This window comes from Sphingomonas sp. A2-49 (genome assembly GCF_025548555.1).
Classification (GTDB): domain Bacteria; phylum Pseudomonadota; class Alphaproteobacteria; order Sphingomonadales; family Sphingomonadaceae; genus Sphingomonas.
This window is the reverse complement of the sequence record NZ_JAJLPA010000014.1, coordinates 22,024-41,072: the sequence shown is the minus strand read 5'-3', so window position 1 is coordinate 41,072 and position 19,049 is coordinate 22,024. Positions and strand designations below refer to the sequence as shown.

The following is a 19,049-nucleotide window of genomic DNA, read 5'->3' as shown; positions in this document are numbered from 1 at the left end:
CGCATGAGTCTATTTCGCCGCAAGACGATCGGGGCGCAGCCGCCGGGGCAACAGCTCGCGCGGACGCTGGGCTGGCCGCATCTGGTGGCGCTCGGCGTCGGCGCGATCGTCGGCACGGGCATCCTGACGCTGATCGGCGTCGGCGCGGAACGGGCGGGACCGGCGGTGATCGTGTCGTTCGTCGTCGCCGGCGCGATCTGCGCCTGCGCGGCGCTCTGCTATGCCGAAATGGCGACGATGATCCCGGCCTCGGGCTCGGCCTATACGTACAGTTATGCGGTGCTGGGCGAGGTGATCGCCTGGGTCGTCGGGTGGAGCCTGATCCTCGAATATTCGCTGGTCGTGTCGACCGTCGCGGTCGGCTGGTCGGGCTATGCGGTCGGCTTCCTCAAGGGGCTGGGCGTGACGGTGCCGGCGGCGTTCGCGAACGGGCCGGGCCTGGGCGGCGTCGTCAACCTGCCCGCGGTCGCGATCATCGGCGTCGTCGCCGGACTGCTGATGCTGGGCACGCGCGAAAGCGCGCGGATCAACACCGCGCTGGTGGTGCTGAAGATCGTCACGCTGGCGCTGTTCGTCGGCGTGGCATTGCCGCATTTCGACGTCGCCAACCTGCATCCCTTCACCCCCTATGGCTATGGCAGCCCCACGGGGGAGGGCGGCGTCAAATATGGCGTGATGGGCGCGGCGGCGATCATCTTCTTCGCCTTCTACGGCTTCGATGCGATCTCGACCGCCGCGGAAGAGGCAAAGAACCCCGAGCGCGACCTTGCCATCGGTATCGTCGGGTCGATGGTGGCGTGCACCGCGATCTACATGATCGTCGCCGCGACCGCGGTGGGCGCGGTCAGCTATACGCAGTTCGGCAAGAGCGCGGAGCCGCTGGCCCTGATCCTGCGCGAGCTGAACCAGCCGAAGGTCGCGACGATCGTCGCCGCCGCGGCGGCGGTCGCGCTGCCGACGGTGCTGCTGGCGTTCCTCTATGGCCAGAGCCGCATCTTTCTCGTCATGGCGCGCGACGGCTTCCTGCCGCCCAGCCTCGCCAGGGTCAGCGCGCGCGGCACGCCGGTGCGGATCACCGCGATGACCGCGATCTTCGTCGCGATCATCGCCGGGCTGGCGCCGCTCGACGTCATCGCCAGCCTCGCCAATGCCGGCACGCTGTGCGCCTTCGTCGCGGTCGCCGCCTGCGTGCTGGTGCTGCGCCGGCGCGATCCGGCGGCGCGACGGCCGTTCCGCACGCCGCTTGCCTGGGTGGTCGCACCGCTCGCCATCCTCGGCTGCCTGTACCTGTTCACCAGCCTCCAGGTGGTGACGCAGGTCGCCTTCGTCGGCTGGAACGCGTTCGGGCTGCTCGTCTACTTCCTCTACGCGCGCGGTCGGGCGGAGATCGCGCGCTCGTGAGCGGCTGGCATATCGGGATCATCGGCGGATCGGGCCTCTACGACGTCGCAGGGGTAGCGGACGGCCGCTGGGTAGAGGTCGCCGGACCCTGGGGCGCGCCGTCCGATGCGATCTTCACCGGCCGCGTCGGTCCGGTCGCGGTGTCGTTCCTGCCGCGCCACGGCCGCGGGCACCGGATCAGCCCGGAACAGCTCAATCCACGCGCCAACATCGACGCGCTGAAGCGCCTCGGCGTCACCGACGTGCTGGCGGTGTCGTCGGTGGGGTCGCTGGTCGAGGATCGTCCGCCCGGCAGCTTCACGATCGTCGACCAGTTCGTCGACCGTACCAAGGGCCGCGTGTCGAGTTTCTACGGCACCGGCTGCGTCGCGCATCTCTCGATGGCGGATCCGGTCTGTCCCCGCCTCAGCGCGTTCGCCGCCGACGCGGCCGGTGAGGGGACGACGTCGGGCGGCACCTATCTGGCGATGGAAGGCCCGCAATTCTCGACGCGCGCGGAAAGCCACCTCTACCGGCAATGGGGATGCCACGTCATCGGGATGACCGCGATGCCGGAGGCGAAGCTCGCGCGGGAGGCCGAGCTGCCCTATGCTTTGGTCGGCATGGTCACCGACTATGACTGCTGGCGGGCGGACGCGGCCGCGGTCGACGTCGCGCAGGTGCTGGCCCAATTGTCCGCAAACGCCGCGCGGGCGCGCGACATGGTGATGCGGCTGCTTCACGCGCTGCCCGCGGAACGGACCGCCTCGCCGATCGACACATGCCTCGATGCCGCGCTCATCACCGCCCCGTCGGCGCGCGATCCGGCGCTGGTCGCGAAGCTGGATGCCGTGGCGGGGCGGGCGCTGCGCTAGACCCCGCAGGCCCGCGCTAGCGATCGGGACCGACGCCGAAGCCGTGGCGGTAGTTGATCGTCACAGCGATCCGGCTGGTGCCGGCGGCTAGCGGCACCGCGACCTGCGCGAAGGCGGGTTTCAGCCGCAGCAGCGACAGTTTCGGGTCGCGCGAGAAACCGCCGCCGTCGCCGCCGTCGGACTTGCCGTTGGCGTTGGCGTCATGGCGGACCGCGATGCCATAGGTGCCCGGCCGCGGCACGGGCACGCACAGCTCGACACTGCGCCGCCCGCCGCCGGGCACTTCGACCCGCGCGATCCAGCGGCCCTTTTCGAGGAACCCGTCCTCGTCGTACAATTGCACGCGTACCGCCCCGGTCGATGCGCGCAGCCCGCGGATCGCGACGAGCACGCGGTGCGGAGTCCCAGCGGTGCAACCGGCGGTGTTGCGCTGCGCCGGGGCCGGCGTGGCGAGCAGTAAGGCTGGGGCGAGGGCGATGAAGCGAAGCATGCGGCGATAAGGGTCCGGGAAAAGGATCAGTATAGCGCCGGATATGGCGAGGGTGTGTCGCTCACGGGGCAGCGTTGCACGCGATCCGGCTCCCCGGACACTCCAACGCGCACTGCATTGGTTCGAGGTCGCCGCGAACGTCCCTGTCCTGCGCCGGGGAACAAGAAGGGTTATCGACGTTCGCAGAAACCGCGAATACGTCCGGGGTGACGGAGTGGGGAGGGCGCGCCTGCGCTCGAAACCCCCATGAAAAGGGGGAGGCACCCCGCGGCACCTCCCCCCCGGAACAGACGCTTCGGCCGTCGCTTATGCCGCCAGGTTGCGCAGCACGTACTGGAGGATGCCGCCGTTGAGGAAATATTCCAGCTCGTTGACGGTATCGATCCGGCAGCGCGTCTCGAACGTCTCGACCGTGCCGTCGGCGCGGGTCAGCGTGACCTCGACCGTCTGGCGCGGGCGCAGGGCGGCGACGCCGGTGATGGTGAACGTCTCCGTCCCGTCGAGCTTCAGCGTCTGGCGCGTCACGCCGTCGGCGAACTGGAGCGGCAGCACGCCCATGCCGACGAGGTTCGATCGGTGGATGCGCTCGAAGCTTTCGGTGATGACCGCCCGCACGCCGAGCAGGTTGGTGCCCTTCGCCGCCCAGTCGCGCGACGAGCCGGTGCCATATTCCTTGCCCGCGACGATCACGAGCGGCGTGCCGTCCTCCTTGTGACGCATCGCCGCGTCGTAGATCGGCATCGTCTCGCCGGCATATTGGGTCATGCCGCCCTCGACGCCCGGCACCATCTCGTTCTTGATGCGGATGTTGGCGAAGGTGCCGCGGACCATGACGTGGTCGTTGCCGCGGCGCGCGCCATAGCTGTTGAAGTCGGCGCGGCTGACCTGCCGCTCCATCAGCCACTTGCCCGCCGGGCTGTCGGCCTTGATTGAACCCGCCGGGCTGATGTGGTCGGTGGTGATCGAATCGCCCAGGATGGCGAGCGGCTTGGCGTCGATGATGTCGGTCACCGGCTTCGGCGTCATCTCCAGCCCGTCGAAATAGGGCGGGTTGGCGACATAGGTCGACCCCGACGGCCACGCGTAGGTGTCCGATTCGGTGATGTCGATCGCCTGCCACTTGGCATCGCCGGCATAGACGTTGCCGTAGCGGTTGCGGAACATCGTGTCGTCGATGTTCGCCGCCATCACGTCGGCGATCTCGAGGTTGGTCGGCCACACGTCCTTCAGGAACACGTCCTGTCCGTCGCTGCCCTGGCCGAGCGGCGTTTCGGTCATGTCGAGCGTCACCGTGCCCTTCAGCGCATAGGCGACGACGAGCGGCGGCGAGGCGAGGAAGTTGGCGCGCACGTCGGCGGACACGCGGCCCTCGAAATTGCGGTTGCCCGACAGGACGCTGGCGGCGACGATGTCGTTGCCGTTGATCGCCTTCGAGATCGGCTCGGCGAGCGGACCGGAATTGCCGATGCAGGTCGTGCAGCCATAGCCGACGAGGTTGAAGCCCAGGGCATCGAGATCGGCGGTCAGGCCGGCCTTGTCGAGATAGTCGGTGACGACCTGGCTGCCGGGGGCGAGGCTGGTCTTGACCCAGGGCTTGGGCTTCAGGCCCAGCGCGTTCGCCTTGCGCGCGACGAGGCCGGCGGCGACCAGCACCGACGGGTTGGAGGTGTTGGTGCAGCTGGTGATCGCGGCGATCACGACGTCGCCGTCGCCGATGTCATGGTCGCGGCCGTCCACCGCGACGCGCTGCGGCCGCTCCTTGTGATAGATCTTGAACAGGTCGCCGTTGAACACCTCGTCCACCTTGCCCAGGCTGACGCGGTCCTGCGGGCGCTTCGGGCCGGCCAGCGACGCGGTGACACTGCCCATGTCGAGCTCCAGCGTGTCGGTGAACACCGGCTCGGGCGCGTCGTCGTGGCGCCAGAAACCGTTCGCCTTCGCATAGGCCTCGACCAGCGCGATGTTGTCCTCGGACCGCGCGGTCAGGCGCATATAGTCCATCGTCTTGTCGTCGATCGGGAAGAAGCCGCAGGTCGCGCCATATTCGGGCGCCATGTTGGCGATGGTCGCGCGATCGGCGAGCGTCATCGACGACAAGCCGGGGCCAAAGAATTCGACGAAGCGGCCGACGACGCCCTTGGCGCGCAGCATCTGCGTGACGGTCAGCACCAGGTCGGTCGCGGTGATGCCCTCGCGCAGTGCGCCGGTCAGCTTGAAGCCGACGACTTCCGGGATCAGCATCGACACCGGCTGGCCGAGCATCGCGGCTTCCGCCTCGATCCCGCCGACGCCCCAGCCGAGCACGCCCAGGCCGTTAATCATCGTCGTGTGGCTGTCGGTGCCGACCAGCGTGTCGGGATAGGCGACCGGGGTGCCGTCGCCATGGTCGCCGACGCTGTCCGACGACCACACCGCCTGGCCGATATATTCGAGGTTCACCTGGTGGCAGATGCCCGTCCCCGGCGGCACGACCTTGAAATTGTCCAGCGCGGCCGATCCCCATTTCAGGAATTCGTAGCGTTCGCCGTTGCGCTGGTATTCGAGATCGACGTTGTCCGCGAACGCCTGCGGCGTGCCGAATTCGTCGACCATCACCGAATGGTCGATGACGAGGTGGACGGGCACCTGCGGATTGATCTTCGCCGCGTCGCCGCCCAGCTTGGTGATCGCATCGCGCATCGCGGCGAGGTCGACGACGCAGGGGACGCCGGTGAAATCCTGCATCAGCACGCGCGCGGGGCGATACTGGATCTCGCGGTCGCTGCGGCGCTCCTTCTGCCAGTCGACGATCGCCTGGACGTCCGCCTCGGTCACGGTCCTGCCGTCCTCGAAGCGCAGCATGTTTTCGAGCAGCACCTTCATCGAGAAGGGCAGGCGGCTGATGTCGCCGAACTTCGCCGCGGCCTTGTCCAGGCTGTAATAGGCATAGGTCTTGCCGCCGACGTCCAGCGTCGTGCGGGTGTTCAGGCTGTCCTGGCCGATAGCGGTCATGTTGGTCCCTTCAAATTGGCCCAGGCCGCGCACGGGGAGGCGGCCACCAGGGCCGCGCGGGCGCGCGAGAGCGCTGCAAGCGAAAGCGTATGTCGCCGCGGCCTTAGCAAGGGGTTATCGGCGGGGGAAGCGCAGATGCGGCGTCCGCGGCGAAGAGGCTAGCGCGCCCCCAGCCGCAACGCGTCGACCTCGACGATCACCTGTTCCAGCCGGGCGAGTTCGGCGGTGGCACCGACCAGGTCGAGCGCCGCCCAGGCCTTGACCAGATGCTCGCTCGCCTGCGCCAGCCATTGCGTGTCGGTGGCGGGGCCGGCGTCCTCGCCGCGCGCCTCGTCGAAATCGCGCCGCAATTCCAGCGCGGCCACGGTACGGCGGGCAAGGTCCTCCAGCGCGACGCGCTCCTCCTCGTCGAGGCCCTCGCGCGGCACGACGTCGACGACGCAGATCGTCCCGATCCGCGCACCGTTGCGCATCTTGAGCGGCGCGCCGGCGTAGAAGCGGATCTTGGTCCCGCCGGTCACGTTCGGGTAATCCTGGAACCGCTCGTCCAGCGTCGCGTCGGGCACGACGACCACGTCGTCCTGCTCGATCACCCTGGCGCAGAACGATTCCTCGATCGGACCCTCGGCGACGTCCAGCCCGATCCGCGCCTTGAACCATTGCCGGCGCGCATCGATCAGCGAGATCGTCGAGATCGGCGCGTCGAGCTGTTGCGACGCGGCGTGCACCAGCGCGTCGAACTGGGGCTCCGCCTCGGTGTCGAGCACATTGTATTTGGCCAGCGTCGCCAGCCGCTCTTCCTCGTCCCCCATGTCCCGCTTTCCCGCACCCCGTGGCCTGCGCGTCGATGTAACCGCAGGGCCGATGCCAGATCAAAACATTCCGCGGCGGTCGATGCAAGGGCGTCGGTCAGCCGATCAGCGCCTCGCCGGTCGCCAGCGTCCTGCCGCGCGTGATGATGACCTTGTCGCCCGGTTTCGCCTCGCGGAACAGCAGGCGGGCAAAGGCCGTGGGCACGCCGATGCAGCCGTGGGTCGCATAGCCCCACGCCACCTCGGTGCCATGGACGGACACGCCGTCCGCGGTCAGCCGCAGCGTATAGGGCATCGGCGCGCCATAGGTCGCGGACACGTGGTCCGCATCCTTCATCAGGATGGGAAAGGTGCCGAGCGGCGTCGGCTTGTCGTCCGCGCCGTACAGGATGGCGGTCGCGCCGATCTCGTAACCGCCGCGGAAGACGGACAGGGTCTGCGCGGCCAGATCGACGGTGACGATCAACGGGCCGTCGGGAACGCCCTTCGCGTCCCAGGCATACTCGCCGAACCGGATCGGGCCGATCGGCAGGATCCGCTTGACCGCGAGCGGATCGGCCGGCGGCGGGACGGCGGGGGCGGGGGCGGGCGCGCGCCGCGCCGGCATCTTCGCGGTGCGCGGGGCCGCGCCGACCGCCGCCGGGCGATGCGCCGCCCCGGTGGCCGCCACCGTCGCCACGGCAGCGATCGCCGGCGTCGCGAGGGCGAGGATCAGCTTGGCCGCGAGGGCCCGGCGGGGTGCGGGCAAGGGGTAGGCTCCGGTCGGATGGAATGTGCAGGATGCCCGGGATCGCGGATGCTGGCCAGTGCCCGGATCGGCCCGTCCCGCGATGGCACGAAGCCGGTGGCCGGTAACCTGTCGCGCACCGCCGCTGGCCGACACCCGCCATGGGCGATAGGATCGCCGCCATGGCGAAGCTCAAGGTCTATCGCACCCCGATCGGGTTCCACGACGCCTATGTCGCGGCGACGAGCCAGAAGGCGGCGCTGGCGGCCTGGGGCAGCACGCACGACCTGTTCGCGCGCGGGGTCGCGGAGGTCGTCGACGATCCCGCGCTGACCGCCGCGCCGCTGGCCAGCCCCGGCACGGTCGTCAAGCGCTCGCGCGGTACCGCGGCGGAACAGATCGCGGCGCTGCCCGCCGCCCGCCCGACGCGACGGGCGGCCCCGCACGACGCGGCCGAACCCGATGCCCCGGCACCAGCGCCGGTGCGGAAGGCCCGCGCGCCGAGGCCCGACCGGTCGCGCCTCGACGCGGCGGAGGAAGCGGTGACGCAGGCGGCCGCCCGGGCCAGCAGCGCGCAGCGGGCGCTGCGCGCCGAGGAAACGGCGCTCGCCAAGCGGCGACGGACGATGGAGCGCGAGCAGGAGGACGAGCGCGAGCGCCTGGACGCGGCGCGGCAGGCGGCGGCCGACGCCTATGACGGCGCGATGCGACGCTGGCGCGGGTGAGGCGCGCGCGCCCCGCCAGCGGAACATTGACGCGCGGCCTGGGGTTGGGAGCAGCTGAAAGGAAACAGCCCATGTCCCATATTCCGAGTTCGGTGATGAAACACGCCGGCCCGACCCATCACGAGGATACGGCGCCGGCCGCCGAGGCCACGCACGCTGCCGCCCCCGCCGCGGGCGGGATCGGTACCGGCGCCTGGATCGCCATCGGCGGCACGTTGCTGGCCGGCGCGGCAGCGGCGATCGCGGTGCCCCTGCTGCGCAGCCGCAAGCCACCCGTCGCCACGCGCCGGGGCCGCAAGGCGACCGCATCGAAGCCCAAGCCCCGCAAGACCGGCAAGGCCTGATCCGCACGCGCGCCGGGACGGCCGGTCCCGGCGGCGAAAGGATCGATTGATTGACCCGATCTGGTGGTTACGCTGGCATGCCCGTCAAATCGTGCTAATCGGCGATGAGCAACGGGTGAGTAATGGTGTCGGCCGAGACGGAGCAGGTTACGGCAGGCCGTGGCGACGGCACGTCGGTGCCGTCCGGCGGCCATGTGCGCGAAAACGGGGGGCATGCCGCCCGGACCGATGGCGCGCCCGCGCCGCAGACGCGGTTCGACCGCCTGTCGCCGCGTCATCGCGACTGCCTGCGTGGCGTCCGCGACCTCAAGGGATCGAAAGAGATCGCCGACGCGCTCCGCATCGAGAAATCGACCGTCGACGGCTATCTGACCGATGCCGTGAAGATCCTCGGCGCGCGCAACCGGCGCGATGCGGCGCTGCAATGGGCCGCGCACGAAGCGGGGCCATCGCCGGCAAGTCATTCGGAAACAACGATTCCTGCCCCCGATAAAATCGGGGGGCATTCTGCGCGGCTGGTCCAGCCGGCGCTCGCCCTGCCATCAGCCGTGTCGCCGGACGAGGGGATCGTCGGGGCTTCGGTGGTTTCCGGAGCGGTGCCGTCCAGGCGGCCCGCTCCGGAACTACGGTTGCCCTTCCGGCGGAAGGGACAGAGGGACAACGACCTTTCGGTCGGTGACCGCCTGATCTGGATACAGGTCATCGCATTGGGTATCGCCGTCGGTTTCGGCATGCTGATGTCGGGCCTCCAGGTGCTGACGGGACTGATCGAGGCCGTGACCCAACGCCTTTCCTGACTTCAACGGAAGCGCCCGACAGGGTGGAAAGGTGGCTATGTCCTACGCGAATACGCAAGCCGCGGCCGATGCCGTGGCGCAGCTGCTGTGGCGGCTCGAAACGCAACTCGACGAGGCGTTCGCCACCGGCGGCGACCTGCTCGCCGCCCTGCCGCGCGCTCGTTCCGCCGCCAACCTGCCCGCGATCGCGGGCCAGCAGGCATTCGAGGTTCTCGGCCACGCGATTCTCGCGATCGGCACCGCGCGCGGTCATACCGTCGCCGGCCACCGCATCATCGAGAAGCTGGGCAAGCAGATCGGGTTCGAAACGAGCTTCGGCGACGAAAAGCCGAAGCCCGAATTCGCCCCGACGGGTGCCGACGTCAGTCATCTGCGCGTCGCCGCCTAGGTGTCATGGCTTGGCCTCCAGACTGCTCCTTTGGCCGGCCAAGCCATGATCCACATCGCGCTGTTCAACGTCGTGCTCGCGCTGGTCTGCGGCTATGCCGTCCGGGTCGGCGGCGCGCCCGAACGCTGGACGGCGTTCCTGTTCGTGACCGCCGCGGTCGCGACCTATCTGGCGCCGTTCTACAACGCGCTGCGTCCCTTTGCGCAGATGGAGCCGATGCTGCTGTCGGTCGACCTGCTGATGCTGTTGGGACTGATGGGGATCGCGGTGCGGGCCGACCGCTACTGGCCGCTCTACGTCAGTGCGCTGCACCTCATCACCATCGCCATCCATGGCGTGAAGGCGTTCCAGCCGACGCTGGTGCCGTGGATGTACGCCGGCGCGAGCAGCAAGATCGCCTATCCCATGCTCGCGCTCCTCGCGATCGGTGCGTGGCGGCACCGCCATCGCCTCGCCCGCTTCGGCAGCGACCGGGACTGGTCGCCGCTCCGCCATCCGGATGACGAACGACCATGAGTGCCGATATCCGACTGTTACGCTGGCACGATCGCGACCGGGAAGACTATGAACGGCTGGCGGCGACGCTGGCCCGTTTGCGCGACCTGAGCGCGCGGGGGCGGGGCGAGATCGTCGCGACGGTGCCCGCCGGACCCGAACAGCCCGACGACGCCGATCGCGCCCGCGCGCTGCTGGCGCAGCGCCGGTGCCGCGATGCCGCGGCGGGCCCGCTCGCCGAATTGTTCGGGGAGCCCGGCTGGGACATGCTGCTCAACCTGTTCATCGCCTACGAGGAGGGGCGCGCCCTGCCCGAGGCGGCGATCGCCGACGTCATGGGCGTGCGCGCCGCGGTCGCGGTTCGCTGGCTCGAGGTGCTGATCGAGCGTGGCCTCGTCCGCAGGATCGGCGGCGAGGGGCCACCGGCGGTGTCGCTCACCGAAGCGGGCACGGTGCTGGTGCTGCGCTGCATCGGCGACGCCTGACGCCGCCGGTCGGTCAGGCGGACCGGTCGAGCAGGCGATCGGCCTCGTCGCGCATCAGTTCGATACCCTGGCAGATATGCAGTCCGGCGACCGACAGGCCCAGGTCGTCGGACAGCCGCATCAGTTCCTCGCCCAGCGCCACCGCGCGATGAAGCAATTCACCGCGGATCCTGCGCTGGGTCGGGTCTTCGGGCGTGTCCATCGCGGGCGTTTTACCGACGCGAGGGCACGACGCAACGGGGATCGCGCGCCACGGGGCGGGGAGCAAAGCCGGGCATCGCACGTTGACCGGATCGCAGGCTATCGGCCGCCCGGCCGGCGGATCGATGCATAGAGGAGAGTGACGATGGCGGATGGCAACGACGGCGGCGAAGCGACGGGCAACGGTGGCTTTGGTGGCGGTGCCGGCGATGCGATGCGCGATGCCGCGAACCGCGCGCGCGAGGGCTTTTCGGACCATGTCATCGATCCTGCCCGCCGCGCCGGGGAGGCGATGCGCGCGTCCGGACAGAAGGTCGCCGATGGCAGCGCGACGATCGGGCTGAAGATCATCGAACAGGCCGAGCAGAATTCGCATCAGGCGTTCGAAGCGATGCGCGAGGCGGCGAGCGCCAAGGACCTGAGCGACGTGATGCGGATCCAGGGCGACTATCTGCGCGCCCAGGGCCAGCGGTCGATGGATCAGGCGCGCGAGATCGGCGAACTCATCATGCAATTCGGCCGCGATGCGGTAACCCCGCTGCGCGCCGCCGCCGAGCGCAAGCCCGACTGACCGCGGTACCGATCGACGGTCGGGAGGGGCGTGGGTACCCCTCCCGCCGTCACTTCGAACGTGGTCGACCGCTAGGCGACAATCCGAGGTCTTGCCCGGTTGAGGCCGGGACCCGGTCGGGAGCCGTTTACTGGACTGCGCCGATGCCCCATACCTGGGCCCCGGCCTGCGCCGGGGGCGCGGACGTATCGGGTAATTTCGCAGATCCCTCGACCAGTCCGGGGTGACGCCGGCCCTGCAAGCTTCCCCGCCGGCCGGAACCGTCAGCCGGTCGGCATCGCGCGCGCCAGCACCAGCAGGTCGTGCGCGATCCCGTCGCTGGCCCGGACGTGGTCCGCCAGCGTCGCTTCGCGGCGGAAGTTCAACCCCTCGAACAGCGCGATCGACGCGGCCTGATCGACCGTCATCGACGCGGTCAGCTTGGCAAGGCCGTGCGCATGCGCGATGCCCAGCAGCGCCTCGAGCAGGTCCCCGCCCAGTCCGGCACCGCGCCGCTCCGGCGACACCAGCAGGCGTATTTCACCGACATGTCCGCTCCAGCCGAGCGGATCGCGGACGAGCGCGGCGCTGGCGACGATCCGGCCATCGTCCTCGGCGATCAGGCTGTCGATCCAGCCTTCTCCGATCGCCTGCTGCCACGCCTCGATCACGCGCGGATGGCGCAGGTCGCGGCCGAGGAACAACAGGTCGTGTTCGGGCAGGGTCGCCGCGAACGCGAGCATCGCGGCGTCGTCGGTCGGACGAAAACGGCGGATCGTATAGTTCATGGCGGGCGGCTCCTGCCGCGACCATCGGCGGCGGCGGCGGCCGGGTCAACCCGATCCGTCGGCGCGGCCGGTCAGTCCCTGCGCGGCGCGCCGCCTGGCGTCACCGGCTGCGGGCCCTGCGGCGTCGCCTCCAGCGACGAATCGCCGCCGATGACACGGTACAGCGTCACCCGGTTGGTCGCGCCGACCAGCGCCGTCGCCACCAACGTCCGCTGGGCGGTGTAGAGCGAGCGCTGCGCATCAAGGCTCGACAGGAAGGTGTCGATGCCGCCCTGGTAACGCGCGTTGACGAGGCGCAGCGTGTCCGCGGCGGCGATCTGGAAATTGGTCTGCGCGCGCAGCTGCGCCGCGAGCGTGCCCTGGCGGGCGAGCGCGTCGGCGGTTTCCTGAAACGCGGTCTGGATCGTCTTTTCGTATGTAGCGAGCGCGGCGTCGCGCTGCGCCTCCGTATAGCGGACGTTGGCGCGGCCGGCGCCGGCCTGGAAGATCGGATAGCTGACCGACGGCGCGACCGAATAGTTGAACGCGCCGCCGCTGAACAGCGACGACAGCGCGGTACTCGCGAAGCCGACCAGCCCGGTCAGCGAGATACGCGGGAACAGCGCCGCCCGGGCCGCGCCGATTTCCGCATTGTAGGCGCGCAGTTCGTATTCGGCCTGCACCACGTCGGGGCGGCGCAGCAGCACGCCGCTGTCGAGCCCGGCGGGCAGCGTCGCGATCGTCGCCTGCGCCTCGTCGATCGAGGCGGGGAGCAGCGTGGCATCGATCGGCGCACCGACGAGCAACTGCAACGCATTGACGTCCTGCGCGACCAGCGTCGTCTGTGCGGCGAGATCGGCGTTGGCGGTTTCGAGGATCTGTTCCGCCTGGCGCAGGTCGGTGCGGGGGCTGATGCCGCCGTCCAGCCGCGCGCGGGTCAGCCGGACGCTCTTCTGCGCGCTCGTCGCGGTGTCCTGCGCGATCTTGAGCAGGCTGCGGTCGGCGGCATAGGTCAGCCACGCGGTCGCGATGTCGCCGACCAGCGTCAGCCGCGTCGCGCGCGCCGCCGCCTCGGTCGCGAAATAGCGGTCGAGCGCAGCGCGCGACAGCGACCGGATGCGCCCGAACAGGTCGAGTTCGAACGCGGTGGTGCCGACCTGCGCGGAAAAGGCGCTGTTGGACGAACCGCTGGTGGTGGTCACCGTGCCCGTGCTCGTGCCGGTCCCCGTGCCCGTTCCGCCGGTGCCCGTGCCCGTTCCCGTGTTGCCGGTGCCGGTGTTGCCCGTGCTGCCGCTGCTCGCGGTGCTGCGCGCGCCGTCGCCACCGCCCGAATAGCTGTAGCGGCCCGATGCGTCGATCGCCGGGAACAGGTCGGCGCGCTGGATGCGATATTGCGCGCGCGCCGCGGCGATGTTGGCGGCGGCGATGCGCAAGTCGCGGTTGTTGGCGAGCGCCTGGTCGATCAGCGTCTGGAGCCGCCGGTCCCGGAACACGTCGCGATAGGTGATCGCGGGTAGTGCCGCCTCGCTCTGTCGCAGATAGGCATCGCCGACCGGCCACGACGGCGGCACCGGCAGGTCGGGCCGCACGTATTTGGGCTCCATCGAACAGCCGGCGAGCGCGCTGCCGCCGAGCGCCAGGGCGAGGATCAGGCGGCGCATCATGCGGGCTCCGGTGCGGGCTGCGAAGGGGGCGTGGCGGGCGGCATCGGCGGCGCCGGCGGATGGTCGTCGGTCTTGCCCTGATGCCCGGTCGGCCGGCCGCGCAGCCGGGCGATGCCGTCGCGCACGCCGCGGCGGACGAGCACGAAGAACAGCGGGATGTAGAAGATCGCGAGGAACGTCGCCGACAGCATGCCGCCGATCACCGCGGTCCCGATCGCGATCCGGCTGTTCGCGCCCGCGCCAGTCGAGATCGCGAGTGGCAGCACGCCGAAGATGAAGGCGAACGACGTCATCAGGATCGGCCGCAACCGGATCTTCGCCGCTTCCAGCGCGGCGTCGATGACGCGCGCGCCCTTGCGTTCGGCCTGTTCGGCGAATTCGATCATCAGGATCGCGTTCTTCGCCGCCAGCCCCATCGTCGTCAGCAGCCCGATCTGGAGATAGACGTCGTTGGTCAGGCCGCGCAGCGTGACGAACGCGATCGCACCGATCAGCCCCAGCGGGATAATGAGCAGCACCGCGAACGGGATCGACCAGCTTTCATACAGCGCCGCGAGGCACAGGAAGACGACCAGGATCGACAGCCCGTACAGCAACGGCGCCTGTCCCGACGACAACCGCTCCTGATAGGACAGGCCGGCCCAGGCGACCGAGGTGCCGGGGATCTTCGCGGCCAGCGCCGCGATCCGCGTCATCGCATCGCCCGAGCTCTTGCCCGGCGCGGCCGATCCCTGGAATTCGAACGACGCGATGCCGTTGAAGCGCGACAGCGTCGTCGGCGCGGTCGACCAGCCGGTGGTGGCGAAGGACGAGAAGGGCACCATCTGCCCGTTCGACCCGCGCACGAACCATTGCTTCAGGTCGTCGGGCGCCGAGCGATACTGGGCATCGCCCTGAACGTAGACGCGCTTGACGCGGCCGCGATCGATGAAGTCGTTGACATACTGGCCGCCCCACGCGGTGGTCAGCGTCGAATTGGCGTTGGTCTGCGTCAGTCCGAGCGCGGTCAGCTTCTGCTGGTCCATGTCGACGCGCAGCGTCGCGATGTCGGGCAGTTCGGTCAGGCGGACCGAGGCGAGCTCCGGGTCGGCGTTGGCGGCGGCGAGCAGCTTGTCGCGCGCGGCGTTGAACTGGTCCTGGGTCAGGCCGCCGGTGTTCTGCAATTCCATCGTGAAGCCGTCGGACGACCCCAGCCCGCGGATCGCCGGCGGAACCAGGGCGAACACCTGTGCATCGCGCAGGCCGCGGAACGCCGCGGAGGCACGGCCGGTGATCGCGTCGGCGGTGTTTTCCTTGCCCGTGCGTTCCGACCAGTCGACGAAGTTGAGGAAGCCCTGACCCGTGTTCTGGCCGCTGACGCCGCCACCGCCGCCGCCCGCGACGGTGAACAGGACGGAGGCGTTCTTGGCCTCGTTCTGGGTGAAATAGCGTTCCACCTGCCGCTGCACCTCGAGCGTGCGCGCCTGCGTCGCACCCGGCGGCAGGCGGAACTGGACGATCGCCGAGCCCTGGTCCTCGGTCGGCAGGAAGCCCGTCGGCAGCCGCAGGAACAGCACCGCAAGCAGCGCACAGACGCCCAGGTAGATGAGAAGGAATAACCACTTGCGGTCGATGACCTTCTGCACGGCCCCGGTGTAGCGGGTCACGCCGCGTTCGAAGTTGCGGTTGAACCAGCCCGATGCCTTGCCGCCCCAGCCGGCGACGCGCGGGAACCGGCGTGCGAATCCCTGCGTCTCTTCGGCTTCCTTCGACTTCTGCTTCAGCAGCGAGGCGGTGAGCGCCGGGCTGAGGATCAGCGCGACGAGCACCGACAGGACCATCGCCGACACGATCGTCAGCGAGAACTGGCGATAGATGACGCCGGTAGATCCGCCGAAGAACGCCATCGGCAGGAACACCGCCGACAGGACGAGCGCGATCGCGATCAGCGCGACGCTGATCTCGTTCATCGATTCGATCGTCGCCTCGCGCGGCGACATGTCGGGATTTTCCTCCATCAACCGCTCGACGTTCTCGACGACGACGATGGCGTCGTCGACGAGCAGGCCGATGGCGAGCACCAGCCCGAACAGCGTCATCGTGTTGATCGAGAAGCCGGCAAAGGAGAAGACCGCGAACGTGCCGAGCAGCACCACCGGGACCGCGATCGTCGGGATCAGCGTCGCGCGCCAGCTTTGCAGGAACACGAACATGACGACGACGACCAGGATCACCGCCTCGATCAGCGTCTTGACGACCTCTTCGATCGACAGCTTGATGAACGCGGTGGTGTCGTTGGCGTAGGCGACCTTCAGCCCCGCGGGGAACCCCTTGGCGACGCGCGCGACCTCCGCCTTCACCAGCTCGGCGGTTTCCAGCGCGTCGGCGCCGGGGGCGAGCAGCACCGCGATGCCGGCGCCCGGGTGGCGGTTGATCCGGCTGACCGCGGCGTAGCTTTCCGCCCCCAGCTCGATGCGCGCGACGTCGGACAGGCGCACGGTGGCGCCGGACGGCAACGTCTTGATGATGATCTGGCGGAACTGTTCGGGCGTTTGCAGGCGCGACTGCGCGGTGACGGTCGCGTTGAGCATCTGTTCGGGACCGGACGGCAGGCCGCCGATCTCGCCCGCGGCGACTTCGGTGTTCTGCGCCTGGATCGCGGTGCTGACGTCGGACGGGATCAGCGAATAGCTCGCGAGCCGTTCGGGATTGAGCCAGATACGCATCGCATATTGCGATCCGAACACGTTGACGTCGCCGACGCCCTGCACGCGGCCGAGCGGATCCTGGAGGTTGGAGACCAGATAGTCGCTGACGTCCATGTTGGTGCGCTGGTCGGTTTCGTCATAGACGCCGACGATCAGCAAGTTGTCCGGGTTGGACTTGCGGACGACCAGTCCCTGCTGCTGCACCTGTTGCGGCAGGCGCGCGACGCCCTGCTGCACCTGGTTCTGCACCTGCACCTGCGCGATGTCGGGATCGGTGCCCTTTTCGAACGTCGCGGTGATCGTCACCGCGCCGCGGCTGGACGAGGACGAGCTGAAATAGAGCAGCCCGTCGATCCCGGTCAGCTGCTGCTCGATGATCTGCGTCACCGAATTCTGCAACGTCTGCGCCGATGCGCCGGGGAAGGTCGCGCGGATCGACACCTGTGGCGGGGCGACGTCGGGATATTGCGCGATCGGCAGGCTGAGGATCGCGCCCACGCCGGCGAGCATGACGATGATCGCCAGCACCCATGCGAAGATGGGACGATCGATGAAGATGCGACTTATCACGGGGTCAGCCGCCCTTGCTCTGGCCGGCGCCCTGTTGTTTCCCGTCCGCCCCCTGTTTGGGTGGCGCGACGACCTGCGGGCTGTTCGCCGCGACCGGCTTGATCGCGGCGCCCGGGCGCAGGTTGTTCAGACCCTGCGTGATGATCCGGTCGCCGGCATTGAGCCCGCTGGTGACCACCCAGTAGCGGCCCTGCGTGCGCGCGGCGGTGACGGTGCGCTGCACCACCTTGTCGCCCGGTCCGACCAGCATCACCGTCGCCGCGCCCTTGGCATCGCGGCTCAGCGCCTCCTGCGGCACCAGGAACGCGCGTTCGTTGATCGCCTGCGCGAAGCTCGCGCGCACGAACATCCCGGGCAGCAGCAGCCCCTGCGGGTTGGGGATGCGCCCGCGCAGCGTCACCGTGCCGGTTTCCGTGTTGACCAGCGCTTCGGCGAATTCGACCGATCCGGTCAGGCCATAGTCGCTGCCGTCCTCCAGCTTCAGCCGCACCTGCGCGCGCGTCGGCACGATGCCGTTCTGCGCAAGGCTGCGGCGCAGCGCCAGCATGTCGGCGGCGGATTGCTGGATGTCGACGAACATCGGGTCGAGCCGCTGGATCTGCGCCAGCGGGTCGGTCTGGCTCGCCGACACCAGCGCGCCGACGGTGAACAGGGATCGCCCGATCCGCCCGGAGATCGGCGCAGGAACGGTGGTGAACTTGAGGTTGATCCGTGCCGTCTCCAGCGCGGCGCCGGTCTGCGCCACCGAAGCGGTCGCCTGGCGCGCGGTGGCGATGGCGTTGGTATATTCCTGCTTCGACACCGCCTCGATCGCGGCGAGCGGCTTGTAGCGCGCGGCCTGGATCCGCTGCGCCTCCTGATTGGCGCGCGCGCTTTGCAGGTTGGCCTGCGCCTCGTTGACGGCGGCGCGATAGAGGCGCGGGTCGATTTCGTAGAGCGGCTGCCCGCGCCGGACCAGCGATCCCTCGGTAAAGAAGCGGCGGCGGATGATCCCGTTGACCTGCGGACGGACGTCGGAACTTTCGAACGCGCTGGTACGCGCGGCGAGTTCGGTGACCATCGCGGCGCTGGTCGGCTGGACGACGACATAGCCGACGGTCGCGGGGCCCTTGTTGGCGCCGCCCTTGCCCGCGCCCTTCTGTTGCCCCTCGCTGCCGCCGCCACAGGCGACGAGCGTCAGGGCGAGGGCGGCGGCAGCGGCGCCGGCGAAGAACCGGCGTCCGCGAATCGATGCTGTGGTCAAGTATGTCACCCGATCGTATCTCGGCTCGCGCAGCCGGACCGCGCGACAATGCACGATACCGGGGTTTGGTTGCTCTGTCGGCCCAATGGCTGCGTTGCGACCGGAAATGCAACCCGACGACGGCGTTATTAATGTCGCAATTTGTCGCAGTGCGGAAAGGACGAGGCCATGAACGCGGACGCGAGGGGCGAGGAGGACAAGGCGCTGGCGGCCCGCGCGGCAGTCGCCGAAATCGCCGACGGCATGCTCGTCGGACTGGGCACGGGCTCGACCGCGGCGCATGCCATCCGCGCGCTCGGCGGGCGCGTCGCGACGGGGCTGTCGGTACGTGCGGTCGCCACGTCACGGGCGAGCGAGGCGCAGGCGCGCGGGCTGGGGATCGCGATGCTCGATTTCGCCGACGTGCCACGCGTCGACCTGACCATCGACGGGGCGGACGAGATCGACGGACGGCTGTACGCGGTGAAGGGGAAGGGCGGCGCGATGCTGCGCGAGAAACTGGTCGCCGCGGCATCCGACCGGATGGTGGTGATCGCCGACGCCGCCAAGCGCGTCGCAGCGATCGGCGCGGTGCCGGTGCCGGTGGAGATCCTGCCGTTCGCGCGCGCATCGCTGCTGTCGACGCTCGGCGCGGGCGCGGTGCTGCGGATGGCGGACGGGTCGCCCTACGTCACCGACAACGGCAATTTGATCGCCGACTGCCGGCTCGACCTGACCGATCCGCGCGCGACGGCGGCATGGCTCGACGGCATCCCCGGCATGCTCGGCCACGGGCTGTTCCTCGACGAGGTCGACGCCGCCTATATCGCCGCCGGCGGAGTCGTTTCGCGGCTGGAACGGGCCGGCGCCTCCCGCTAA

At 69.6% G+C, this 19,049-nt stretch carries 19 protein-coding genes; 10 read left to right on the top strand and 9 right to left on the bottom strand.

All coding sequences use genetic code 11. The features are described 5' to 3' along the window. Positions 1-3 precede the first annotated feature (3 nt). Positions 4-1,401 (top strand): amino acid permease, encoded by a 1,398-nt coding sequence (locus tag LPN01_RS12025; protein ID WP_262828661.1) that lies wholly within the window; start codon positions 4-6, stop codon positions 1,399-1,401. Continuing rightward, positions 1,398-2,255, top strand: a complete 858-nt coding sequence (gene mtnP, locus LPN01_RS12020; RefSeq protein WP_262828660.1) for an S-methyl-5'-thioadenosine phosphorylase — start codon at positions 1,398-1,400, stop codon at positions 2,253-2,255. The genes LPN01_RS12025 and mtnP overlap by 4 nt, the downstream gene beginning before the upstream one ends. A 16-nt stretch (positions 2,256-2,271) precedes the next feature. Here the strand turns inward: mtnP and LPN01_RS12015 are convergent, their stop codons facing one another. The 4 genes from LPN01_RS12015 to LPN01_RS12000 form a co-directional block, all read right to left on the bottom strand. Beyond that, positions 2,272-2,745, bottom strand: coding sequence for a DUF2141 domain-containing protein (locus LPN01_RS12015; RefSeq protein ID WP_262828659.1), 474 nt, complete (start codon positions 2,743-2,745; stop codon positions 2,272-2,274). A 306-nt stretch (positions 2,746-3,051) separates the two neighbouring features. Then, positions 3,052-5,736: an aconitate hydratase AcnA gene (gene acnA / locus LPN01_RS12010; protein ID WP_262828658.1), complete on the bottom strand. Its 2,685-nt coding sequence runs from the start codon at positions 5,734-5,736 to the stop codon at positions 3,052-3,054. Positions 5,737-5,894: 158 nt separating this feature from the next. After that, positions 5,895-6,548, bottom strand: a complete 654-nt coding sequence (locus tag LPN01_RS12005) for a GAF domain-containing protein (protein WP_262828657.1) — start codon at positions 6,546-6,548, stop codon at positions 5,895-5,897. A gap of 97 nt (positions 6,549-6,645) precedes the next feature. After that, entirely contained in the window at positions 6,646-7,296 is a 651-nt protein-coding gene (locus LPN01_RS12000; RefSeq protein ID WP_262828656.1) for a L,D-transpeptidase family protein, read from the bottom strand. Positions 7,297-7,457: 161 nt separating this feature from the next. Here LPN01_RS12000 and LPN01_RS11995 point away from each other — a divergent pair, with 161 nt between their 5' ends. From LPN01_RS11995 to LPN01_RS11970, 6 genes are all read left to right on the top strand, one after another. Continuing rightward, the gene (locus LPN01_RS11995) at positions 7,458-8,000 is read left to right on the top strand and encodes a hypothetical protein (RefSeq protein ID WP_262828655.1); all 543 of its coding nucleotides are present in this window, start codon (positions 7,458-7,460) and stop codon (positions 7,998-8,000) included. 71 nt (positions 8,001-8,071) lie between these two features. Beyond that, positions 8,072-8,344 carry a hypothetical protein gene (locus tag LPN01_RS11990; RefSeq protein ID WP_262828654.1) on the top strand — a complete coding sequence of 91 codons (273 nt, stop codon included), beginning with the start codon at positions 8,072-8,074 and terminating at the stop codon, positions 8,342-8,344. Positions 8,345-8,466: 122 nt separating this feature from the next. After that, on the top strand, positions 8,467-9,141 hold the full coding sequence (locus tag LPN01_RS11985; RefSeq protein WP_262828653.1) for a helix-turn-helix domain-containing protein: 675 nt from the start codon (positions 8,467-8,469) through the stop codon (positions 9,139-9,141). A 37-nt stretch (positions 9,142-9,178) separates the two neighbouring features. Beyond that, complete coding sequence (locus LPN01_RS11980; protein ID WP_262828652.1) at positions 9,179-9,529, top strand: hypothetical protein; 351 nt, start codon at positions 9,179-9,181, stop codon at positions 9,527-9,529. Between the two features lie 45 nt (positions 9,530-9,574). Then, positions 9,575-10,045 (top strand): hypothetical protein, encoded by a 471-nt coding sequence (locus LPN01_RS11975; protein ID WP_262828651.1) that lies wholly within the window; start codon positions 9,575-9,577, stop codon positions 10,043-10,045. After that, on the top strand, positions 10,042-10,509 hold the full coding sequence (locus LPN01_RS11970) for a hypothetical protein (protein ID WP_262828650.1): 468 nt from the start codon (positions 10,042-10,044) through the stop codon (positions 10,507-10,509). The genes LPN01_RS11975 and LPN01_RS11970 overlap by 4 nt, the downstream gene beginning before the upstream one ends. 13 nt (positions 10,510-10,522) lie before the next feature. Here the strand turns inward: LPN01_RS11970 and LPN01_RS11965 are convergent, their stop codons facing one another. Beyond that, a complete protein-coding gene (locus LPN01_RS11965) occupies positions 10,523-10,711 on the bottom strand; it encodes a hypothetical protein (protein ID WP_262828649.1) in 189 nt (62 codons plus the stop codon). A gap of 144 nt (positions 10,712-10,855) precedes the next feature. On the opposite strand from LPN01_RS11965, the gene LPN01_RS11960 reads away from it, so the two are divergent. Further along, complete coding sequence (locus LPN01_RS11960; protein WP_262828648.1) at positions 10,856-11,281, top strand: phasin family protein; 426 nt, start codon at positions 10,856-10,858, stop codon at positions 11,279-11,281. A 263-nt stretch (positions 11,282-11,544) separates the two neighbouring features. On the opposite strand, the gene LPN01_RS11955 is transcribed toward LPN01_RS11960, so the two are convergent. The 4 genes from LPN01_RS11955 to LPN01_RS11940 form a co-directional block, all read right to left on the bottom strand. Next, positions 11,545-12,048: a GNAT family N-acetyltransferase gene (locus LPN01_RS11955; protein ID WP_262828647.1), complete on the bottom strand. Its 504-nt coding sequence runs from the start codon at positions 12,046-12,048 to the stop codon at positions 11,545-11,547. 71 nt (positions 12,049-12,119) lie between these two features. After that, the gene (locus LPN01_RS11950; protein ID WP_262828646.1) at positions 12,120-13,691 is read right to left on the bottom strand and encodes an efflux transporter outer membrane subunit; all 1,572 of its coding nucleotides are present in this window, start codon (positions 13,689-13,691) and stop codon (positions 12,120-12,122) included. Next, on the bottom strand, positions 13,688-16,948 hold the full coding sequence (locus LPN01_RS11945; protein ID WP_316747844.1) for an efflux RND transporter permease subunit: 3,261 nt from the start codon (positions 16,946-16,948) through the stop codon (positions 13,688-13,690). Before LPN01_RS11945 ends, LPN01_RS11950 begins: the two co-directional genes overlap by 4 nt. 4 nt (positions 16,949-16,952) lie before the next feature. After that, positions 16,953-18,191: an efflux RND transporter periplasmic adaptor subunit gene (locus LPN01_RS11940; protein ID WP_262828645.1), complete on the bottom strand. Its 1,239-nt coding sequence runs from the start codon at positions 18,189-18,191 to the stop codon at positions 16,953-16,955. Between the two features lie 168 nt (positions 18,192-18,359). Here LPN01_RS11940 and rpiA point away from each other — a divergent pair, with 168 nt between their 5' ends. After that, the gene (rpiA, locus tag LPN01_RS11935; protein ID WP_262828644.1) at positions 18,360-19,049 is read left to right on the top strand and encodes a ribose-5-phosphate isomerase RpiA; all 690 of its coding nucleotides are present in this window, start codon (positions 18,360-18,362) and stop codon (positions 19,047-19,049) included.